This window comes from Streptococcus sp. KHUD_010 (assembly GCF_040207525.1).
GTDB lineage: Bacteria > Bacillota > Bacilli > Lactobacillales > Streptococcaceae > Streptococcus > Streptococcus hominis.
On record NZ_CP157941.1, the window covers coordinates 742,072 to 757,959 of the forward strand.

A 15,888-nucleotide genomic window follows, 5' to 3' on the forward strand; every position below is an offset into this window, starting at 1 on the left:
CGATTAAGTGCTATCTTAATCGGGTTTATTCGTATTACAATTCAATAATATGAGCTTCGTAACCAATGGCTTCTAGGAATTTGAGTAGGTCTGTCGTGTTTAAAAAGAGTGTTTTCTCATTGGTATTGGGATGAAAACTCATTCGTTTTTCCAACATGATTTCTTTGTCAAAATAGACTTGAATGTCTTTATCGGCATTGTTTAACAATCCAAATGGAGAGACGACGCCTGCTGGCAACATCATTTTTTCAAATAGACTGTCAGAGGATGCCATACGGATTCTATTGGCTTTTACCAGTTCCTTAAATAAGTCCATGTCCAAGCGCTTTTTGTCGTCCATGATGAGCAAGTAGTAGGCAGTTTTCTTCTTGTTAGTGAGAAACATCGTTTTGGTGCGGACACCTTCAATGCCTTCGATAAAGCAGTCTGCTTGCTCGGTCGTAAGGGCCGGTTCGTGCTCCACGATTTCAAATGGAATGTTTAGTTTGTTTAAGGTTTCTTCTACTTTTGTGTATAAGTCCATTTTACTTGCCTCCTTTGATTTGTTTTATTACTCTTATTATACCATATTGAGGAGGACTTTTCTTTCAATGGTTGGCAACCTGCCCCCAAAAGCAGTCCACTCCGTCGATCGGGTCGCTAGTCTGTCTTAAAAGCGATTCACTCTGTCCGCCGGGCGGACGGTTTGCCCTAAAATAGATTTACTCTGTCTGCTGCGCTGACGGCTTGCCCAGAAACAAGTTCACTTCATCCGCCGAGCGGACGGCTTGCCTAGAAACAAGTTTGCTCTGTCCGCCGGGCGGACACACTCCTTTAAGAACTACTTTTGCCCATTGTACAGTTCTATTTTTCTAAAAAAGTGATAGTTGGAATCATCCCTTATATTGTGTACCGTAAATAAACAAACCTCAGCAGTTTTCGTCGCCTGCTGAGGTTATTTTCGCTTGATAAGGTATTGGACGGCTTTTTCTAGTCGCTCTTTTTGAGCTTCGGGATCGTCTAAAGGATGGTTGAGACATTCAGTGAGATTTTCGGTAATCATCAACTCAATGACCCGCTCGACACTAGAGCGCACAGCGGTTAATTGAGTGATAATGTCCGCACAGTCGCGCTCTTCTTCTATCATTTTTTGAATGCCACGCAATTGTCCTTCAGAGCGTTTCAGCCGCGTAATAAGCTTTGAATTTGCCATGTCCTTGTCCTCTGTTTATTTTTTTACATTATATCTTGAATAGACCTCTTTGTCAAAGTTCTCGCTCTTTCTTTATGATATAATGAGGGAGGTATGATGTGAATGGTTTGTGTCAAACTTGGATGTTCACCATGACAGAAGCCGTCTATGTCGGTCAGTAACAGGAGGGAAACATGTGTCAAGAATGTTATTCTAGGGAAAGTAGAAGAACGCCTTTACTGAATCCTTTGGATTGTTTGCAACACCACAGGCAGTATATTTGCGGAACATGTGGGCGGTGTATCTGCATTGAAAAAGACCCAAAGAGAGGATTGCAAAGGTGGCATTTTCCGTTTAAATCATTAGAAATCGCAAAGCTATACTTGCGAACCGCTGATTATACGATGAAAACCCCATGCGGTATTTATGAAATGAAAAATAGCAAGGGAAGGCTGTCTTATAAAATTCTTGTAGCAAAAGAAGATTTACAAGTATTTTTAAAAAAGAATAAGGATAAAACATGCCCATTGCTGGCACCTGTTTTTACCGTTCATGAATACAAAGAGTATCCAAATACAGAAGTGCGAAAATTGACAGCTGATGAGATAAGCCGCTACATGAGTGAAAGAAGTTGAATGTCACTTGCAGCAGCCAAAAACAACTTGTTTTATCTGCTTTATTAGGAAGATATGAAAGAAGCGACGACTGGATTTCATGGGTGTATGACGGTTTAGTTATGCCTTGATTTATGGTATAATGATAAAACACTTGAAAGAGGATAAAAGGATGAATATTCAACAACTGCGCTATGTTGTAGCCATTGCCAATAGTGGCACCTTTCGTGAAGCCGCTGAGAAAATGTATGTCAGCCAGCCTAGTTTGTCCATTGCGGTTCGAGAATTAGAAAAAGAACTGGGTTTTAAAGTATTTCGCAGAACGAGTAGCGGTACATTTCTGACACGTCGAGGGATGGAATTTTACGAAAAAGCTCAAGAATTGGTTAAAGGATTTGATGTCTTTCAAAATCAGTATGCCAATCCAGAGGAAGAAAAAGCAGAATTTTCCATTGCCAGCCAGCACTATGATTTCTTGCCGCCTCTGATAACGGAATTTGCCAAACGCTATCCAAAAGGTAAGAATTTCCGAATTTTTGAATCTACAACGGTGCAGATTTTAAACGAAGTCGCACAAGGACACAGCGAGATTGGCATTATCTATCTGAATAACCAAAATACCAAGGGAATGATGCAGCGGATGGATAAATTGGGGCTAGAAGTGGTAGATTTGATTCCTTTTCAGACACATATCTATCTGCGAGCAGATCACCCTTTAGCTGAAAAAGATGAGCTGGTTATGGACGATTTGGCAGATTTGCCGACGGTTCGTTTTACACAGGAAAAGGACGAATATCTCTATTATTCAGAGAATTTCGTGGACACTAGTGCTAGTTCGCAGATGTTTAATGTGACGGACCGTGCCACTTTAAATGGTATTTTAGAGCGGACAGATGCTTATGCGACAGGCTCTGGATTTTTGGATAGCAATAGTGTAAACGGCATTACGGTAATTCGGTTAAAAGACAATTTGGAAAACCGTATGGTTTATGTCAAACGCGAAGAAGTAGAGCTTTCACCAGTCGGTGCAGCTTTTGTTGCTGTTATGGAAGAATATTTTGCAAAAAGAGGTAAAAAATGAAACGAAAAGTGATCGTGCCGATTGTGATTGTGGCTTTGATTGCGCTGGATCAATGGGTCAAGTTTGAAATTGTCAAAAACATTCAATTAGGCGGAGTGAAGCCTTTCATTCCAAAGATTTTGAGTTTGACTTATTTGCGAAATACAGGAGCGGCATTTTCAATTCTGGAGAACCAGCAATGGTTGTTTGCGGTGATTACTTTAGTGGTGATTGGAGCTGCTATTTGGTATTTGAGCAAGCACATCAAAGGTTCTGTCTGGCTGCTATCTGCTTTGAGCTTGATTATTGCAGGTGGAATTGGAAATTTTATTGACCGCATGCGCCAAGGTTTTGTTGTGGATATGTTTCAGCTTGATTTTATCAATTTTGCAATTTTTAATGTTGCGGATAGTTATCTGACGATTGGTGTGCTTGTACTGATAGTGATGATGTTAAAGGAAGAGGGCAATGCAAGTTAAAGTAGAGATTGGCGGTGTACGGTTGGACAAGGCGGTTGCTGATTTGACACCATTATCCCGCAGCCATGCCAATGAACAAATCAAAAATGGGCAAATCTTAGTCAACGGGCAAGTCAAGAAAGCAAAGTATGCTGTCAAGGCAGGTGATGTGATTACTTATGAATTGTCCGAACCAGAAGCGCTGGAGTATGTTGCAGAAAATCTGCCACTAGATATTGTTTATCAGGATGAAGATGTCGCAGTGGTGAACAAGGCTCAAGGTATGGTGGTGCATCCAAGTGCGGGGCATACGAGTGGAACACTGGTCAATGCGCTGATGTACCACATCAAGGATTTGTCCGGTATCAATGGTGTTTTGCGCCCCGGAATTGTCCATCGGATTGACAAAGATACATCAGGATTGTTGATGATTGCCAAGAACGATGATGCGCATATCAAGCTTGCTGAGGAATTAAAAGATAAAAAATCCCTGCGGAAGTATTGGGCTATTGTGCATGGTAATCTACCGAATGACAGAGGCGTTATTGAAGCACCGATTGGACGCAGTGAAAAAGATAGAAAAAAACAAGCTGTAACGGCAAAAGGAAAGCCAGCTGTTACACGTTTCCATGTTTTAGAACGTTTTGGCAATTATACGCTGGTGGAGTTGCAACTGGAAACAGGTCGTACACATCAAATTCGTGTGCACATGGCTTATATTGGTCACCCAGTGGCAGGTGATGAAGTATATGGACCACGTAAAACGCTAAAAGGGCACGGTCAATTTTTACATGCCAGAACGCTTGGATTTACTCATCCTAAGACAGGAGAAGTCATGGAATTTACAGCAGAAGCGCCAGCTATTTTCCAAGAAACACTAGAGAAATTGAGAAAAGGAATGGAGTGAGAGAATATCTCTTTCTGCTTCATTTCTTTTTTATTTTGCTCGAAATTTTGATATAATAATGCAATATATCAGCTTTGGAGAGGGTTATGAAATATAAACGAATTGTATGTAAAGTCGGTACCAGTTCTTTAACAAATGAGGATGGAAGTTTATCGAGAGCGAAAGTGAGAGTGATTACCCAGCAGTTATCCATGCTACATGAAGCAGGGCACGAGGTGATTTTAGTCTCATCAGGAGCAATAGCAGCGGGTTTCTCATCTTTGGGCTTTAAGAAACGCCCGACAAAAATTGCAGACAAGCAAGCGTCCGCAGCGGTAGGTCAGGGCTTGCTGTTAGAAGAATACACGACGAATCTGCTATTGAAAAAGATTGTCTCGGCTCAAATTTTATTAACACAAGATGATTTTGCGGATAAACGGCGCTATAAAAATGCACATCAGGCGATTTCTGTCTTGCTCAACCGAGGAGCCATTCCGATTATCAATGAAAATGATACGGTTTCCATTGCTGAGTTGAAAGTCGGTGACAATGATACGTTGAGCGCTCAGGTTGCGTCTATGGTGCAAGCAGATTTGTTAATTTTATTAACGGATGTTGACGGGCTCTATACGGAAAATCCAGTCAATCATCCTGATGCCAAGCGCCTTGATTTGGTAGAGGAGATTACGACAGATTTGCTTGAAATGGCAGGTGGAGCAGGCTCTTCTAATGGAACAGGTGGCATGCTGACCAAGCTAAAAGCAGCAACGATTGCCACTATGGCAGGGGTTCCTGTTTACATTTGCTCTTCTTTGAAAGAGCAACCCCTCATCGAAGCCGCAGAAAATCAGGGAAATGGCACATTTTTTACTGCTTCAGCCAAAAATATGAAAACGCAAAAACAATGGTTGGCTTTTTACGCTACCAGTCAAGGTTCTATCTGGGTGGATAGAGGAGCAAGCACAGCATTGAGTGAGCAAGGCAAGAGCTTACTTGTTTCAGGAATTTCAAAAATGTCAGGACACTTTTCTTATGATGATATTGTGACCGTCTATGAAAAGGACACAGAGCGCATTTTAGGAAAAGGACGTGTTCGTTTTGGGCAGTCAGCTTTGCAAGATATGCTGAAAGCCAATAAACCAAAGGGAGTGGTAATTCACCGAGACCATTGGATTTCACTAACGCCTGAATTGGAATTATTATTGTCAGAATTTTAAGAGGAAGTAGGATATGAATAGTACACAAGGCTTACTAGAGAAAATCAAGCAAGCAAAAAAATCAATTAACACAGCTTCAACGGCTGAGAAAAATAAAACTCTGTCTTTGATGGCTGATTATTTAGAAGCAGCTACGGACCCAATTTTGACAGCCAATGCAGAAGATATGACAGCGGCAAAAGATCATGTTTCAGATGTCATGTTGGATCGTCTGTATTTAGATGCCAATCGCATCAAAGACATGGCAACTGGCATTCGTCAAGTGATTGCGTTGCCAGATCCCGTTGGAGACATCTTAGAAGTCTCTCATTTGGAAAATGGACTAGAAATCACTAAAAAGCGGGTAGCTCTTGGAGTGATTGGAATTATCTATGAAAGTCGTCCAAATGTGACATCTGATGCAGCCGCATTAGCCATTAAGAGCGGGAATGCAGTTATCCTTCGCAGCGGAAAAGAAGCGCACAAAACAGCAGCCACCATTGTTTCCGCGCTAAAGGCGGCACTTCGTCAGACCGCGATTTCAGATGATTGCTTGCAGTTGGTGTCAGATACCAGTCGTGAAAGTGCTCAAATCTTGATGAAAGCAAAAGGCTATTTGGACTTGCTAATTCCTCGTGGGGGCGCGGGGTTGATTCAAGCGGTCGTTGAAAATGCGACCGTTCCTGTAATTGAGACTGGCACCGGAATTGTTCATGTTTATGTGGATAAGGACGCTGATCAAGAAATGGCACTAGAGATTATCGACAATGCCAAAACCAGTCGTCCTTCGGTCTGCAATGCAATGGAGGTTTGTTTGGTTCATAAAGAAATAGCTTCCCAGTTTCTCCCAACGTTAGAAGAACGCTTAGTAACTGTTCGTAAAGCGCGTGGGGTAGTACCTGTTCAACTTCGATTGGATGAAACAGCTCGTTCTTTCATCTCAGGGGAAATAGCAGAGCCTAGCGACTTTGATAGCGAATTTTCAGATTACATCATGGCTGTAAAGGTAGTGGATTCTTTGGAAGAAGCTATCACACATATTGAGCAACACAGCACACATCATTCAGATGCCATTATTACCAACAATGCCACCAGCGCAGCGATTTTTACAGAGCAGGTTGATAGTGCAGCAGTCTATGTCAACGCCTCCACACGTTTCACAGACGGTGGAGAATTTGGTTTAGGCTGTGAAATGGGGATTTCTACTCAGAAATTACACGCACGCGGTCCGATGGGCTTAAAAGAATTAACGAGTTATAAATATGTTGTGCAAGGTTCAGGACAAATTAGGGAGTAAAAACATGAAAATTGGATTTATCGGCTTAGGAAATATGGGTGGCAGTTTAGCACGTGTAGTGGCTAGGCAAAAAAAACATCAAATCATTCTGCTCGCAAACCGAAGCTCAGAAAAAGCAAAGCAGATTGCGAATGAAGTGGGTGGCGAACCTGTCACGAACGAAGTCATCTTTGAGCAAGCAGATGTTATTTTCTTGGGTGTGAAACCCAATCAATTTGCGGATTTGTTGCAAGAATACCATGCTATTTTGGAAAAGCGCAGCTCTGTTTTACTCATTTCTATGGCTGCCGGTTTGACCTTGCAGCAGTTAGAAGCTTTCGTTCCTACACAACATCGGTTAATCCGGATAATGCCCAATACGCCTGTTGCAGTTGGTGCTGGTGTTATCAGCTATACTTTATCAGATAAAGCAACAGAGCAGGATGAACACTTGTTGTGCGAACTATTGGATCCTGCCGGTTTGCTGGTTCATTTAAAGGAGCAGCAGTTAGATGCGGCAACTGCTGTGGCTGGATGTGGTCCTGCGTTTGTTTATCTTTTTTTGGAAGCACTGGCTGATGCAGGGGTACAAATTGGCTTACCACGAGATTTGGCTTTGCAATTAGCGAATCAAACCCTTTTAGGTTCAGCGGTATTAGTCAAAGAAAGTGGTCAACATCCTGCGGTTCTTAAAGATCAGGTTTGTAGCCCAGCAGGCTCAACGATTGCGGGAGTAGCGAGTCTTGAAGCAGATGCTTTCAGAGGAAACATTATCAAAGCCGTTGATGCGTCTTACAAACGCACTCAAGAACTGGGGAAATGAACAAACTTATGATACTACGTATTTACAGCAATTTAAGAATGAACCATTAATTAGAATGTTACTTCAAGTTTGATATGATGAAATGTATCTTTTCAAAATTAGTCATTTTATCTCATTTGTCAAATTTTTTATTTTATAGTAAAATAGAAAAGCATGATAAATTCTAGGTGTGATGTCTAGAGATTAGTGAAGGAGAAGTATGAATCAATTACCAAATTGTCCAAAATGCAACTCAGAATATGTTTACGAAGACGGTTTACTATTAGTTTGTCCAGAATGTGCATTTGAATGGAATCCAGCAGAAATCGTTGAAGAAGATGAGCGTATCAGAGCAATTGATGCGAATGGGAATCAGCTTGCAGACGGAGATACCGTTACTCTCATCAAAGATTTAAAAGTCAAGGGTGCTCCAAAGGATTTGAAACAAGGGACGCGCGTGAAAAATATTCGAATTGTAGAAGGAGATCACAATATTGACTGCAAGATTGATAGTTTTGGTGCGATGAAGCTCAAATCAGAGTTTGTCAAGAAAATCTGAGGTTGATGATGAAGCGAAATGTGATTTTTTATAGCCGCATGGTATTGTTTATGTTAGGATTTACAGGAGTTTACCTTGAAATCACAAAGCATGGTGGCTTAGGAATGCTGATGTACTACACAGTTTTATCTAACATGATTGTTACAGCTTTTACGGCCTATTTGCTCTATCTAATGGCGCGTTCTGAACAACGCTGGCAAACGCAATCGCTGTTTCGGCTAAAAGGCGGAGTGACCATGTGTATTATGATTACATGCGTCATTTATCATTTTATGTTGGCACCGCTTGCAACTGATTTTTATCGACTTGAAAATTTCCTTTGTCATTACATTGTGCCACTATGGTTTTTAGCAGATACCTTGCTTTTTGACAAACGTTTACAATATCGATGGTATGACCCTATTGCTTGGACGAGTGTTCCCTTACTTTACATGGTTTTTGCTCTGTTTAATGGCTTGGTTATCAAGTGGCCTATTCCAGGTGCTAAGGACAGTCCCTTTGCTTACTTTTTTTTAAATATTCCAAAATATGGTTGGCCTTATGTTTTACAGTGGTCACTTAAAATCTTTATTGGCTATCTATTGGCGAGCTTTTTGCTTTTTGGATTCATGTCTGTTTTCTCACGTAGAAAATCATCATCCTAATACACAAAAAGCAGATTGTGTCTGAAGAAACACTTTTTAGTTATTTTCTTCAGGCTTTTTTGTTGAAAAATAAAATTGTTTGAAGCTAGTCAAAACTTCTATCATTATCTATAATTATAGAACCATTTATGACTGATAGGTGTATAATTAATAGAATAAGCATAAATGTGAAAAATGATGAAAAAGGCATTATATGTATGAAAGTAAAAATTTGCAAAAATGATTTTAGCCTTCAATGGCAGGGGACTTACTATTTAGCCTTAGTAGATTATCCTGAAATTAACAAATGGGAATTGGAAAAAATTGCCAAGTTCGTGGGATATGAAAAAATGTACAATAGGAAGACTCAAATAGAGTGTAAAAATCCTGTTCTACAAAGCCTAGTCTGTCAGTATCTGGATAAATGGTAAAGTAATATATCCGTTTACCCCGCGTGACAGAAAAGAAGCTGGAACCTTTAATGTATATGGTGAATGTGTGACGTCAGATTATCTCAGTCATACTTGCACTGTGGAAACTGCTAAGGAGATTTTGAAAAGTGGGAAATTATTGTCTGCCACGAAGGCTTTTGGTTTGACTGGCAAACAGCTTGTGAACGATAAACGAAATGCAGCAGGTGATCCAGCGGATTATTTTGACTATGTCATGTTTGGGTGGTCTAATACGACATCTGGTTATAGGTTAGCAATGGAACGATTGCTAGAAAGAAATCCCACGGAAGTCGATCTGGAAGAAGCTTTCATACCTGGTGTTAGCTTTCATTTCCGGTATGAAACTATTGTGAATCAAAAGGGCTATGTATTTGATGGTTATCATGCAGCAAAAGTGAAAGATGAGGTATTGTTAGATCTCAATCTTTGTGTTTGCATTATTCCAAATCAAAATAAAAAGGAATTTGAAGGTATTATTCCAAATTATTTAAAAAACAGGATTCATTATTTAGATTATCAAAACGATGGACTGGTAAAATGGAATGATAAGGTATATGAAAAAGTGCTAGAGTTCGATGGTGGAGTTAGGACGACCACTAGCATATTGTGAAAAATTTTGTTAAGATAGAAAGCAATTAGGAGGAAATCATGGATTTAGTAGAAATTAGAAAAGAAATTGATCAAATAGATGCAGATTTGATTGCCTTACTAGAAAAAAGAATGGCTTTGGTGAGTCAAGTTGCTCTCTATAAACGTCAGACTGGAAAAGCTGTATTAGACACTCAGCGAGAACAAGTAATTTTAGAGAAAGTTGCAAATAGTGTACATGAAAAACAGTACGAAGAAAGCATTATTCAGACTTTTTCTGATATTTTGAAACATTCGCGTGCTTATCAAGACCAACACATCAAATAACAAAGGAAATTCAAATGAAAAATGCGCATGATATAGAATGGCTTGATATTGGAAAGCGAGTGGTAGCTATTACCATATTGTCCATTCTGATAGGATTAGTGATCGGAGTTACTGATACGATATTTGGACGAACTCTCATATTTTTAAGCGAAGTTCGGTCAATGCATCCTTTTTACTTGATTCCTTTTTTGGCTTTAGCAGGATTAGCGATTGTATTTCTTTATCAAAAATACGGCGGAAAAAGTAGTAAAGGGATGACCTTGATTTTTGATGTAGGACATGGTGTAGAGAATCATATCCCAAAGCGCCTGATCCCTTTGGTTATATTGACAACTTGGATGACGCACCTTTTTGGTGGCTCAGCTGGTCGAGAAGGAGTAGCAGTACAATTAGGAGCAACAGTTTCTCATTGGTTTGGCAAGAAATTTTCTATCCCCAACACTTCAAAAATCTTTTTAGTCACAGGGATGGCTGCTGGTTTTGCTGGACTGTTTCAAACACCGCTGGCGGCAATTTTGTTTGCAATGGAAGTCTTGGTTGTAGGAACCATGCAACTGACGGCTCTGTATCCTGCAATGATTGCTTCTTTCGTTGCTTCTTGGACATCGCATGCGTTAGGGCTTGAGAAGTTTGTACAGCCAATTTCTGTGCATCTGGTATTGTCACCGACGCTTCTTATCAAATTAGTGTTTCTTGGAGTTCTTTTTGGACTTTGCGGCAATGTATTTGCTTATGCTCTCTCATGGAGCAAAAAGAAAGCAGCAATTACTTTTCCAAATCCCTACAAACGGATTGTCGTTATGGGAATATTTTTAAGTATCGTCTTTCTGCTGTTAGATAAAGGTCGCTACTCAGGGCTTGGAACAAATTTGATTGCAGCCAGTTTTGCTGGTCAGCCCGTCTATGTATATGATTGGCTCTTCAAGTTACTTCTAACAGTTTTGACTTTGGCAGCTGGCTTTCAAGGTGGAGAAGTGACACCGCTTTTTGCAATTGGTGCAAGCTTAGGTGTGTTGCTAGCAGGTTTATTTGGACTTCCAGTTGGTTTGGTTGCTGCACTAGGTTATGCTGCTGTTTTTGGAAGTGCGACCTCTACTTTCTTAGGCCCGATTTTAATTGGCTGTGAAGTATTTGGCTTTACTAATTTCCCCTATTTTTTCATAGTGTGTGCGGTGGCGTTTTCTCTACATCGTCAGCATTCGATTTATGGAGCTCAAAAAATTCGATATTAAAGCATGTTCTCCTGCGAGGTTTTGACTTGTAGGAGATTTTTATTTTGTGTTATACTAGAAAAAGCAATATTAGAAAAGGGAAATCATGACAAAAGCAGATACTATTTTTAAAGAAAATATTCGAAAAATTTTACATGAAGGTGTTTTTTCTGAAAATGCACGTCCTCGTTATAAAAACGGGAAAGTGGCTAACTCTAAGTATATTACAGGTTCTTTTGCTGAATACGACTTGAGCAAGGGAGAATTTCCTATTACAACGCTTCGACCGATTGCTATCAAGTCAGCTATCAAAGAGGTACTCTGGATTTACCAAGACCAATCCAATAGCTTAGATATTTTAGAAGAAAAGTACAATGTTCATTATTGGAATGATTGGGAAGTGGGAGATACTCGCACGATTGGCTTGCGCTATGGCGCTGTTGTTAAGAAACATGATATTATCAATAAAATCTTGAAACAGCTAGAAATCAATCCTTGGAATCGACGAAATATTATCTCGCTTTGGGATTATGAAGCATTTGAGGAAACAGAAGGCCTATTGCCTTGTGCTTTTCAGACCATGTTTGATGTACGCCGTGTAGATGGTGACATTTATCTGGATGCAACTCTGACACAACGCTCAAATGATATGTTGGTAGCTCATCACATCAATGCTATGCAGTATGTAGCATTGCAAATGATGATTGCCAAGCATTTTGGCTGGAAAGTTGGTAAATTCTTTTATTTTGTCAACAACTTGCATATTTATGATAATCAATTTGAACAAGCTGAAGAATTACTTCGACGTGAACCGACGGATTGCCTGCCACGATTAGTATTGAATGTCCCAGACGGAACCAACTTTTTTGACATTAAAGCAGAAAATTTTGAATTAGTTGATTATATCCCTGTTAAGCCACAGTTGAAATTTGATTTAGCCATTTGAGAATGAAATGATTTTCAGATTTTCAAAATCTAAAAAATAAAGGGCTGTATCTAACTATTTTCACAAGACATCATAAAAGAACGGATTTCTTGTGCAATATAAATTGGCGCTTTGATTTGATAGTTAAAGTCAGCCTTTTTTTGTGAAATTTGATAAAATAGAAATATCAATTCAAAGGATGAGGAAATGACAAAGAAAATTGTAGCTATTTGGGCGCAAGATGAGAATGGCTTGATTGGGCGAGACAACACATTGCCCTGGCATTTACCAGCTGATCTCAAGCATTTTAAAGAAATGACAACTGGACAGGCTATTTTAATGGGGCGAGTGACATTTGATGGGATGAACCGCAGAGTATTGCCCAATCGCACGACAATTATTTTGACGAGAGACAAATCATATCAAGCAGAGAATGAGCGAGTTCTGGTGTTTCATGATGTTGATTCTGTTATGAAATGGTATAAGAATCAAGAAAGAACTCTTTATATTATCGGTGGCGGTCAGATCTTTTCTGCATTCGAACCCTTAATAGATGAATTAGTTATTACCCGTATTCATGCTCGTTTACAAGGAGATACCTATTTCCCGAAAGATTTTAATATGACGAAATTTCAGGAGCTGTCTCATCAGTTTCATGCCAAAGATGAAAAGAATGAGTATGACTTTACTGTCACAACCTTTCAAAGAAAGGAGTCGTAATGGAACGTAGTATTTTCGGATTTTTTACGGCTCTTTTATGTGTCGTTTGTGTTATGGCGGCAACGCAAGCTTTTCGTAAAAAACGGTATGGATTATCAGTGCTCTTTTGGCTGAATGCTTTTACAAATTTAGTGAATAGTATTCATGCTTTTTATATGACCTTATTTAAATGAGAAAAAAGAATAAACAACGAATAGAATTGGAGTGAAAAATGCCTACAAATCGTACGAATGAAATGATGGTTTATTGCTCTTTTTGTGGTAAAAGCCAAGAAGAAGTCCAAAAAATTATCGCAGGAAATAATGCCTTTATTTGTAATGAATGTGTGGAATTAGCACAAGAAATCATCAGAGAGGAACTAGCAGAAGAAGTGCTAGCAGACTTGTCAGAAGTGCCAAAACCACAAGAACTACTCAGTATTTTGAATCACTATGTGATTGGACAAGACCGTGCTAAGCGTGCTTTGGCTGTGGCTGTCTATAATCACTATAAACGCATCAATTTTCATGATAATCGTGAAGATGAGGAAGATGTCGAATTGCAGAAATCCAATATCCTTATGATTGGTCCAACTGGTTCTGGCAAGACCTTCCTCGCTCAAACCTTGGCAAAAAGTCTGAATGTTCCTTTTGCGATTGCAGATGCGACAGCTTTGACAGAAGCTGGGTATGTCGGAGAAGATGTTGAAAATATTCTCTTGAAACTCTTGCAAGCAGCAGATTTCAATATTGAGCGTGCTGAGCGTGGTATCATCTATGTAGATGAGATTGACAAAATTGCGAAGAAAAGCGAAAATGTCTCTATTACTCGTGATGTGTCTGGTGAAGGTGTTCAGCAAGCACTCCTCAAGATTATTGAAGGAACTGTAGCCAGCGTACCTCCGCAAGGCGGCCGCAAGCATCCTCAACAAGAGATGATTCAAGTAGATACGAAAAATATTCTCTTTATCGTTGGTGGTGCATTTGACGGTATTGAAGAAATTGTCAAACAACGACTAGGCGAAAAAATTATCGGTTTTGGTCAAAACAACAAAGCCATTGATGAAACTGGTTCTTATATGCAAGAAATCATCTCTGAAGATATTCAAAAATTTGGCTTGATTCCGGAATTGATTGGTCGTTTGCCTGTGTTTGCAGCGCTTGAGCCTTTAACAGTTGATGATTTGGTGCGAATCCTTCGCGAACCAAAGAATGCTTTAGTGAAGCAATATCAGACTCTTCTTTCTTATGATGATGTCAAATTGGAGTTTGATGATGACGCTCTTCAGGAAATCGCTAACAAGGCCATTGAACGCAAGACAGGTGCGCGTGGATTACGTTCGATTATCGAGGAGACTATGATGGATGTCATGTTTGAAGTTCCAAGTCAAGAAAATGTGAAGCTGGTACGGATTACTAAGGAAGCAGTTGACGGAACGGATAAGCCGATTTTAGAAACAGCATAAAGAGGTGTGCAATGGAAATTAACACACACAATGCAGAAATTTTGCTAAGTGCAGCTAATAAATCTCATTATCCCCAAGACGAGATTCCTGAAATTGCCCTTGCTGGGCGATCCAATGTTGGAAAATCTTCCTTTATCAATACATTGTTAAATCGAAAAAATTTAGCTCGAACTTCTGGTAAACCAGGAAAAACGCAACTGCTTAATTTTTTCAACATTGATGACAAGCTCCGCTTTGTGGATGTCCCAGGCTATGGTTATGCTAAAGTTTCTAAAACAGAACGAGTGAAGTGGGGCAAGATGATCGAGGAATATCTGACGAGCAGGGAAAATCTTAGAGCAGTTGTCAGTCTAGTGGACTTTCGCCATGAGCCAAGTACAGACGACGTACAAATGTACGAATTTCTCAAATATTATGAAATACCAGTCATTGTCGTAGCCACGAAAGCTGACAAAGTTCCACGCGGCAAATGGAACAAGCATGAATCAGTCATTAAGAAAAAGTTAGATTTTGATAAAAATGATGATTTTATTATTTTTTCATCTGTTAATAAAGATGGTTTAGATGCAGCTTGGGATGCGATTTTGGAAAAAATTTAGGAATTGAAGAAAAACTGAGAATCATTTTCTCGGTTTTTTATAATGAATCTGTCACTAAATTGTAACTAAGAACTGGGAATTTTATGTTATAATCAAAATATATTATACTGGAGAATAAGCTATGAGAAAGAAAAAATTGAAAAAAAGAATTTTAACAGTTCTAGCTTTGGTGACCGCTGCTTTATTGGTTAGTGCAGTTTTGTCCAAGCAAGTTCACCCAGCTAGTGCCAATGATGAGACTTACCAACGTCCGTTGACTCAAACAGAGGTGTTCATTTCACAAATCGGTGAAACTGCTCGCCAATTGGGACAAGAGAATGATTTGTATGCTTCAGTTATGATTGCACAAGCAATTCTGGAAAGCAATTCTGGACGTTCTGCTTTATCAGCCGCTCCTCATCATAATTTGTTTGGTATCAAAGGACAATATGCTGGGCAATCAGCCACAATGGCTACACTGGAAGATGACGGACAGGGAAATACTTATAATGTCAATGCAGAATTTAGATCCTATCCAAGTTATGTTGAATCTTTACAAGACTATGTGGCGATTTTAAAACACAGCCGCTACACTTATGCTTGGAAGAGTAATACGACCAGCTATATGAATGCGACTGCTGCTTTAACAGGTGTCTATGCAACGGATACAAGCTATAATGTTAAGTTGAATAATTTGATTCAACAATATAATTTGACACAATACGATGTACCAAATGTGCAAGCAACCAATGTTGCAACAACTAACAAAGTCTACAATCCTTATCGCCAACAATACACAACACAAGAAGTGTTAGATTTAGATGTTGCTTGGGCAAATCGTCATCAATAATATTTTATTTGAAAGAAATTTAGTAGGAGAGAGCGACATAGTTCTTCTCCTTTTTATCTGGAATTCATCTAACAAAAATTCTCCAATAAAAATAATTGTATCCGCTAACAAATCACAGAGAAGGCTAGATTATGATAAAATAGAACTA

Annotated in this window: 19 protein-coding genes and 1 pseudogene; 18 read left to right on the plus strand and 2 right to left on the minus strand. The window is 39.4% G+C overall.

Going from position 1 to position 15,888, the window contains the following annotated elements:
- Positions 1-34: 34 nt before the first annotated feature.
- Together ABKA15_RS03665 and ABKA15_RS03670 are read right to left on the minus strand one after the other, a co-directional pair.
- Positions 35-523, minus strand: coding sequence for a prolyl-tRNA synthetase associated domain-containing protein (locus ABKA15_RS03665; RefSeq protein WP_049512956.1), 489 nt, complete (start codon positions 521-523; stop codon positions 35-37).
- 411 nt (positions 524-934) lie between these two features.
- Positions 935-1,192 (minus strand): metal-sensitive transcriptional regulator, encoded by a 258-nt coding sequence (locus ABKA15_RS03670; RefSeq protein WP_003024959.1) that lies wholly within the window; start codon positions 1,190-1,192, stop codon positions 935-937.
- A gap of 173 nt (positions 1,193-1,365) precedes the next feature.
- On the opposite strand from ABKA15_RS03670, the gene ABKA15_RS03675 reads away from it, so the two are divergent.
- The 18 genes and pseudogenes from ABKA15_RS03675 to ABKA15_RS03760 all read left to right on the plus strand — a co-directional run bounded on the left by ABKA15_RS03675 (position 1,366) and on the right by ABKA15_RS03760 (position 15,740).
- On the plus strand, positions 1,366-1,806 hold the full coding sequence (locus ABKA15_RS03675) for a hypothetical protein (protein ID WP_049512953.1): 441 nt from the start codon (positions 1,366-1,368) through the stop codon (positions 1,804-1,806).
- Between the two features lie 151 nt (positions 1,807-1,957).
- Positions 1,958-2,866, plus strand: coding sequence for a LysR family transcriptional regulator (locus ABKA15_RS03680; RefSeq protein ID WP_049512951.1), 909 nt, complete (start codon positions 1,958-1,960; stop codon positions 2,864-2,866).
- On the plus strand, positions 2,863-3,324 hold the full coding sequence (lspA, locus tag ABKA15_RS03685) for a signal peptidase II (protein ID WP_003032263.1): 462 nt from the start codon (positions 2,863-2,865) through the stop codon (positions 3,322-3,324). The genes ABKA15_RS03680 and lspA overlap by 4 nt, the downstream gene beginning before the upstream one ends.
- Positions 3,314-4,210, plus strand: coding sequence for an RluA family pseudouridine synthase (locus ABKA15_RS03690; RefSeq protein WP_003032254.1), 897 nt, complete (start codon positions 3,314-3,316; stop codon positions 4,208-4,210). The genes lspA and ABKA15_RS03690 overlap by 11 nt, the downstream gene beginning before the upstream one ends.
- An 86-nt stretch (positions 4,211-4,296) precedes the next feature.
- Complete coding sequence (gene proB, locus ABKA15_RS03695; protein WP_350015383.1) at positions 4,297-5,406, plus strand: glutamate 5-kinase; 1,110 nt, start codon at positions 4,297-4,299, stop codon at positions 5,404-5,406.
- A gap of 13 nt (positions 5,407-5,419) precedes the next feature.
- Positions 5,420-6,682 (plus strand): glutamate-5-semialdehyde dehydrogenase, encoded by a 1,263-nt coding sequence (locus ABKA15_RS03700; RefSeq protein WP_049512946.1) that lies wholly within the window; start codon positions 5,420-5,422, stop codon positions 6,680-6,682.
- 4 nt (positions 6,683-6,686) lie between these two features.
- Positions 6,687-7,484, plus strand: a complete 798-nt coding sequence (gene proC / locus ABKA15_RS03705) for a pyrroline-5-carboxylate reductase (RefSeq protein WP_049512944.1) — start codon at positions 6,687-6,689, stop codon at positions 7,482-7,484.
- 199 nt (positions 7,485-7,683) lie between these two features.
- Positions 7,684-8,022: a zinc ribbon domain-containing protein YjdM gene (locus tag ABKA15_RS03710; protein ID WP_049512942.1), complete on the plus strand. Its 339-nt coding sequence runs from the start codon at positions 7,684-7,686 to the stop codon at positions 8,020-8,022.
- 8 nt (positions 8,023-8,030) lie between these two features.
- Positions 8,031-8,666, plus strand: coding sequence for a Pr6Pr family membrane protein (locus ABKA15_RS03715; protein ID WP_049512970.1), 636 nt, complete (start codon positions 8,031-8,033; stop codon positions 8,664-8,666).
- A gap of 197 nt (positions 8,667-8,863) precedes the next feature.
- Positions 8,864-9,707: pseudogene (locus ABKA15_RS03720) on the plus strand (phosphate ABC transporter ATPase).
- A gap of 38 nt (positions 9,708-9,745) precedes the next feature.
- Entirely contained in the window at positions 9,746-10,012 is a 267-nt protein-coding gene (locus ABKA15_RS03725; RefSeq protein ID WP_049512940.1) for a chorismate mutase, read from the plus strand.
- A 14-nt stretch (positions 10,013-10,026) separates the two neighbouring features.
- Positions 10,027-11,244 (plus strand): voltage-gated chloride channel family protein, encoded by a 1,218-nt coding sequence (locus tag ABKA15_RS03730; protein ID WP_049512937.1) that lies wholly within the window; start codon positions 10,027-10,029, stop codon positions 11,242-11,244.
- 85 nt (positions 11,245-11,329) lie between these two features.
- A complete protein-coding gene (locus ABKA15_RS03735) occupies positions 11,330-12,169 on the plus strand; it encodes a thymidylate synthase (RefSeq protein WP_049512935.1) in 840 nt (279 codons plus the stop codon).
- 186 nt (positions 12,170-12,355) lie between these two features.
- The gene (locus ABKA15_RS03740) at positions 12,356-12,868 is read left to right on the plus strand and encodes a dihydrofolate reductase (protein WP_049512933.1); all 513 of its coding nucleotides are present in this window, start codon (positions 12,356-12,358) and stop codon (positions 12,866-12,868) included.
- Positions 12,868-13,041, plus strand: coding sequence for a hypothetical protein (locus ABKA15_RS03745; protein ID WP_003024903.1), 174 nt, complete (start codon positions 12,868-12,870; stop codon positions 13,039-13,041). Before ABKA15_RS03740 ends, ABKA15_RS03745 begins: the two co-directional genes overlap by 1 nt.
- A 38-nt stretch (positions 13,042-13,079) precedes the next feature.
- The gene (gene clpX / locus ABKA15_RS03750) at positions 13,080-14,312 is read left to right on the plus strand and encodes an ATP-dependent Clp protease ATP-binding subunit ClpX (RefSeq protein ID WP_049512931.1); all 1,233 of its coding nucleotides are present in this window, start codon (positions 13,080-13,082) and stop codon (positions 14,310-14,312) included.
- A gap of 11 nt (positions 14,313-14,323) precedes the next feature.
- The gene (yihA, locus tag ABKA15_RS03755) at positions 14,324-14,911 is read left to right on the plus strand and encodes a ribosome biogenesis GTP-binding protein YihA/YsxC (RefSeq protein WP_049512928.1); all 588 of its coding nucleotides are present in this window, start codon (positions 14,324-14,326) and stop codon (positions 14,909-14,911) included.
- A gap of 121 nt (positions 14,912-15,032) precedes the next feature.
- Positions 15,033-15,740 carry a glucosaminidase domain-containing protein gene (locus ABKA15_RS03760; protein ID WP_049512925.1) on the plus strand — a complete coding sequence of 236 codons (708 nt, stop codon included), beginning with the start codon at positions 15,033-15,035 and terminating at the stop codon, positions 15,738-15,740.
- The last annotated feature ends 148 nt before the right edge of the window (positions 15,741-15,888 follow it).

Excerpts from the sequence above, each read along its gene's own strand:
- ABKA15_RS03665 (WP_049512956.1), bottom strand. The coding sequence starts at position 523 with ATGGACTTATACACAAAAGTAGAAGAAACCTTAAACAAACTAAACATT.
- ABKA15_RS03670 (WP_003024959.1), bottom strand. The coding sequence starts at position 1,192 with ATGGCAAATTCAAAGCTTATTACGCGGCTGAAACGCTCTGAAGGACAA.
- ABKA15_RS03675 (WP_049512953.1), top strand. The coding sequence starts at position 1,366 with ATGTGTCAAGAATGTTATTCTAGGGAAAGTAGAAGAACGCCTTTACTG.
- ABKA15_RS03680 (WP_049512951.1), top strand. The coding sequence starts at position 1,958 with ATGAATATTCAACAACTGCGCTATGTTGTAGCCATTGCCAATAGTGGC.
- lspA (WP_003032263.1), top strand. The coding sequence starts at position 2,863 with ATGAAACGAAAAGTGATCGTGCCGATTGTGATTGTGGCTTTGATTGCG.
- ABKA15_RS03690 (WP_003032254.1), top strand. The coding sequence starts at position 3,314 with ATGCAAGTTAAAGTAGAGATTGGCGGTGTACGGTTGGACAAGGCGGTT.
- proB (WP_350015383.1), top strand. The coding sequence starts at position 4,297 with ATGAAATATAAACGAATTGTATGTAAAGTCGGTACCAGTTCTTTAACA.
- ABKA15_RS03700 (WP_049512946.1), top strand. The coding sequence starts at position 5,420 with ATGAATAGTACACAAGGCTTACTAGAGAAAATCAAGCAAGCAAAAAAA.
- proC (WP_049512944.1), top strand. The coding sequence starts at position 6,687 with ATGAAAATTGGATTTATCGGCTTAGGAAATATGGGTGGCAGTTTAGCA.
- ABKA15_RS03710 (WP_049512942.1), top strand. The coding sequence starts at position 7,684 with ATGAATCAATTACCAAATTGTCCAAAATGCAACTCAGAATATGTTTAC.
- ABKA15_RS03715 (WP_049512970.1), top strand. The coding sequence starts at position 8,031 with ATGAAGCGAAATGTGATTTTTTATAGCCGCATGGTATTGTTTATGTTA.
- ABKA15_RS03725 (WP_049512940.1), top strand. The coding sequence starts at position 9,746 with ATGGATTTAGTAGAAATTAGAAAAGAAATTGATCAAATAGATGCAGAT.
- ABKA15_RS03730 (WP_049512937.1), top strand. The coding sequence starts at position 10,027 with ATGAAAAATGCGCATGATATAGAATGGCTTGATATTGGAAAGCGAGTG.
- ABKA15_RS03735 (WP_049512935.1), top strand. The coding sequence starts at position 11,330 with ATGACAAAAGCAGATACTATTTTTAAAGAAAATATTCGAAAAATTTTA.
- ABKA15_RS03740 (WP_049512933.1), top strand. The coding sequence starts at position 12,356 with ATGACAAAGAAAATTGTAGCTATTTGGGCGCAAGATGAGAATGGCTTG.
- ABKA15_RS03745 (WP_003024903.1), top strand. The coding sequence starts at position 12,868 with ATGGAACGTAGTATTTTCGGATTTTTTACGGCTCTTTTATGTGTCGTT.
- clpX (WP_049512931.1), top strand. The coding sequence starts at position 13,080 with ATGCCTACAAATCGTACGAATGAAATGATGGTTTATTGCTCTTTTTGT.
- yihA (WP_049512928.1), top strand. The coding sequence starts at position 14,324 with ATGGAAATTAACACACACAATGCAGAAATTTTGCTAAGTGCAGCTAAT.
- ABKA15_RS03760 (WP_049512925.1), top strand. The coding sequence starts at position 15,033 with ATGAGAAAGAAAAAATTGAAAAAAAGAATTTTAACAGTTCTAGCTTTG.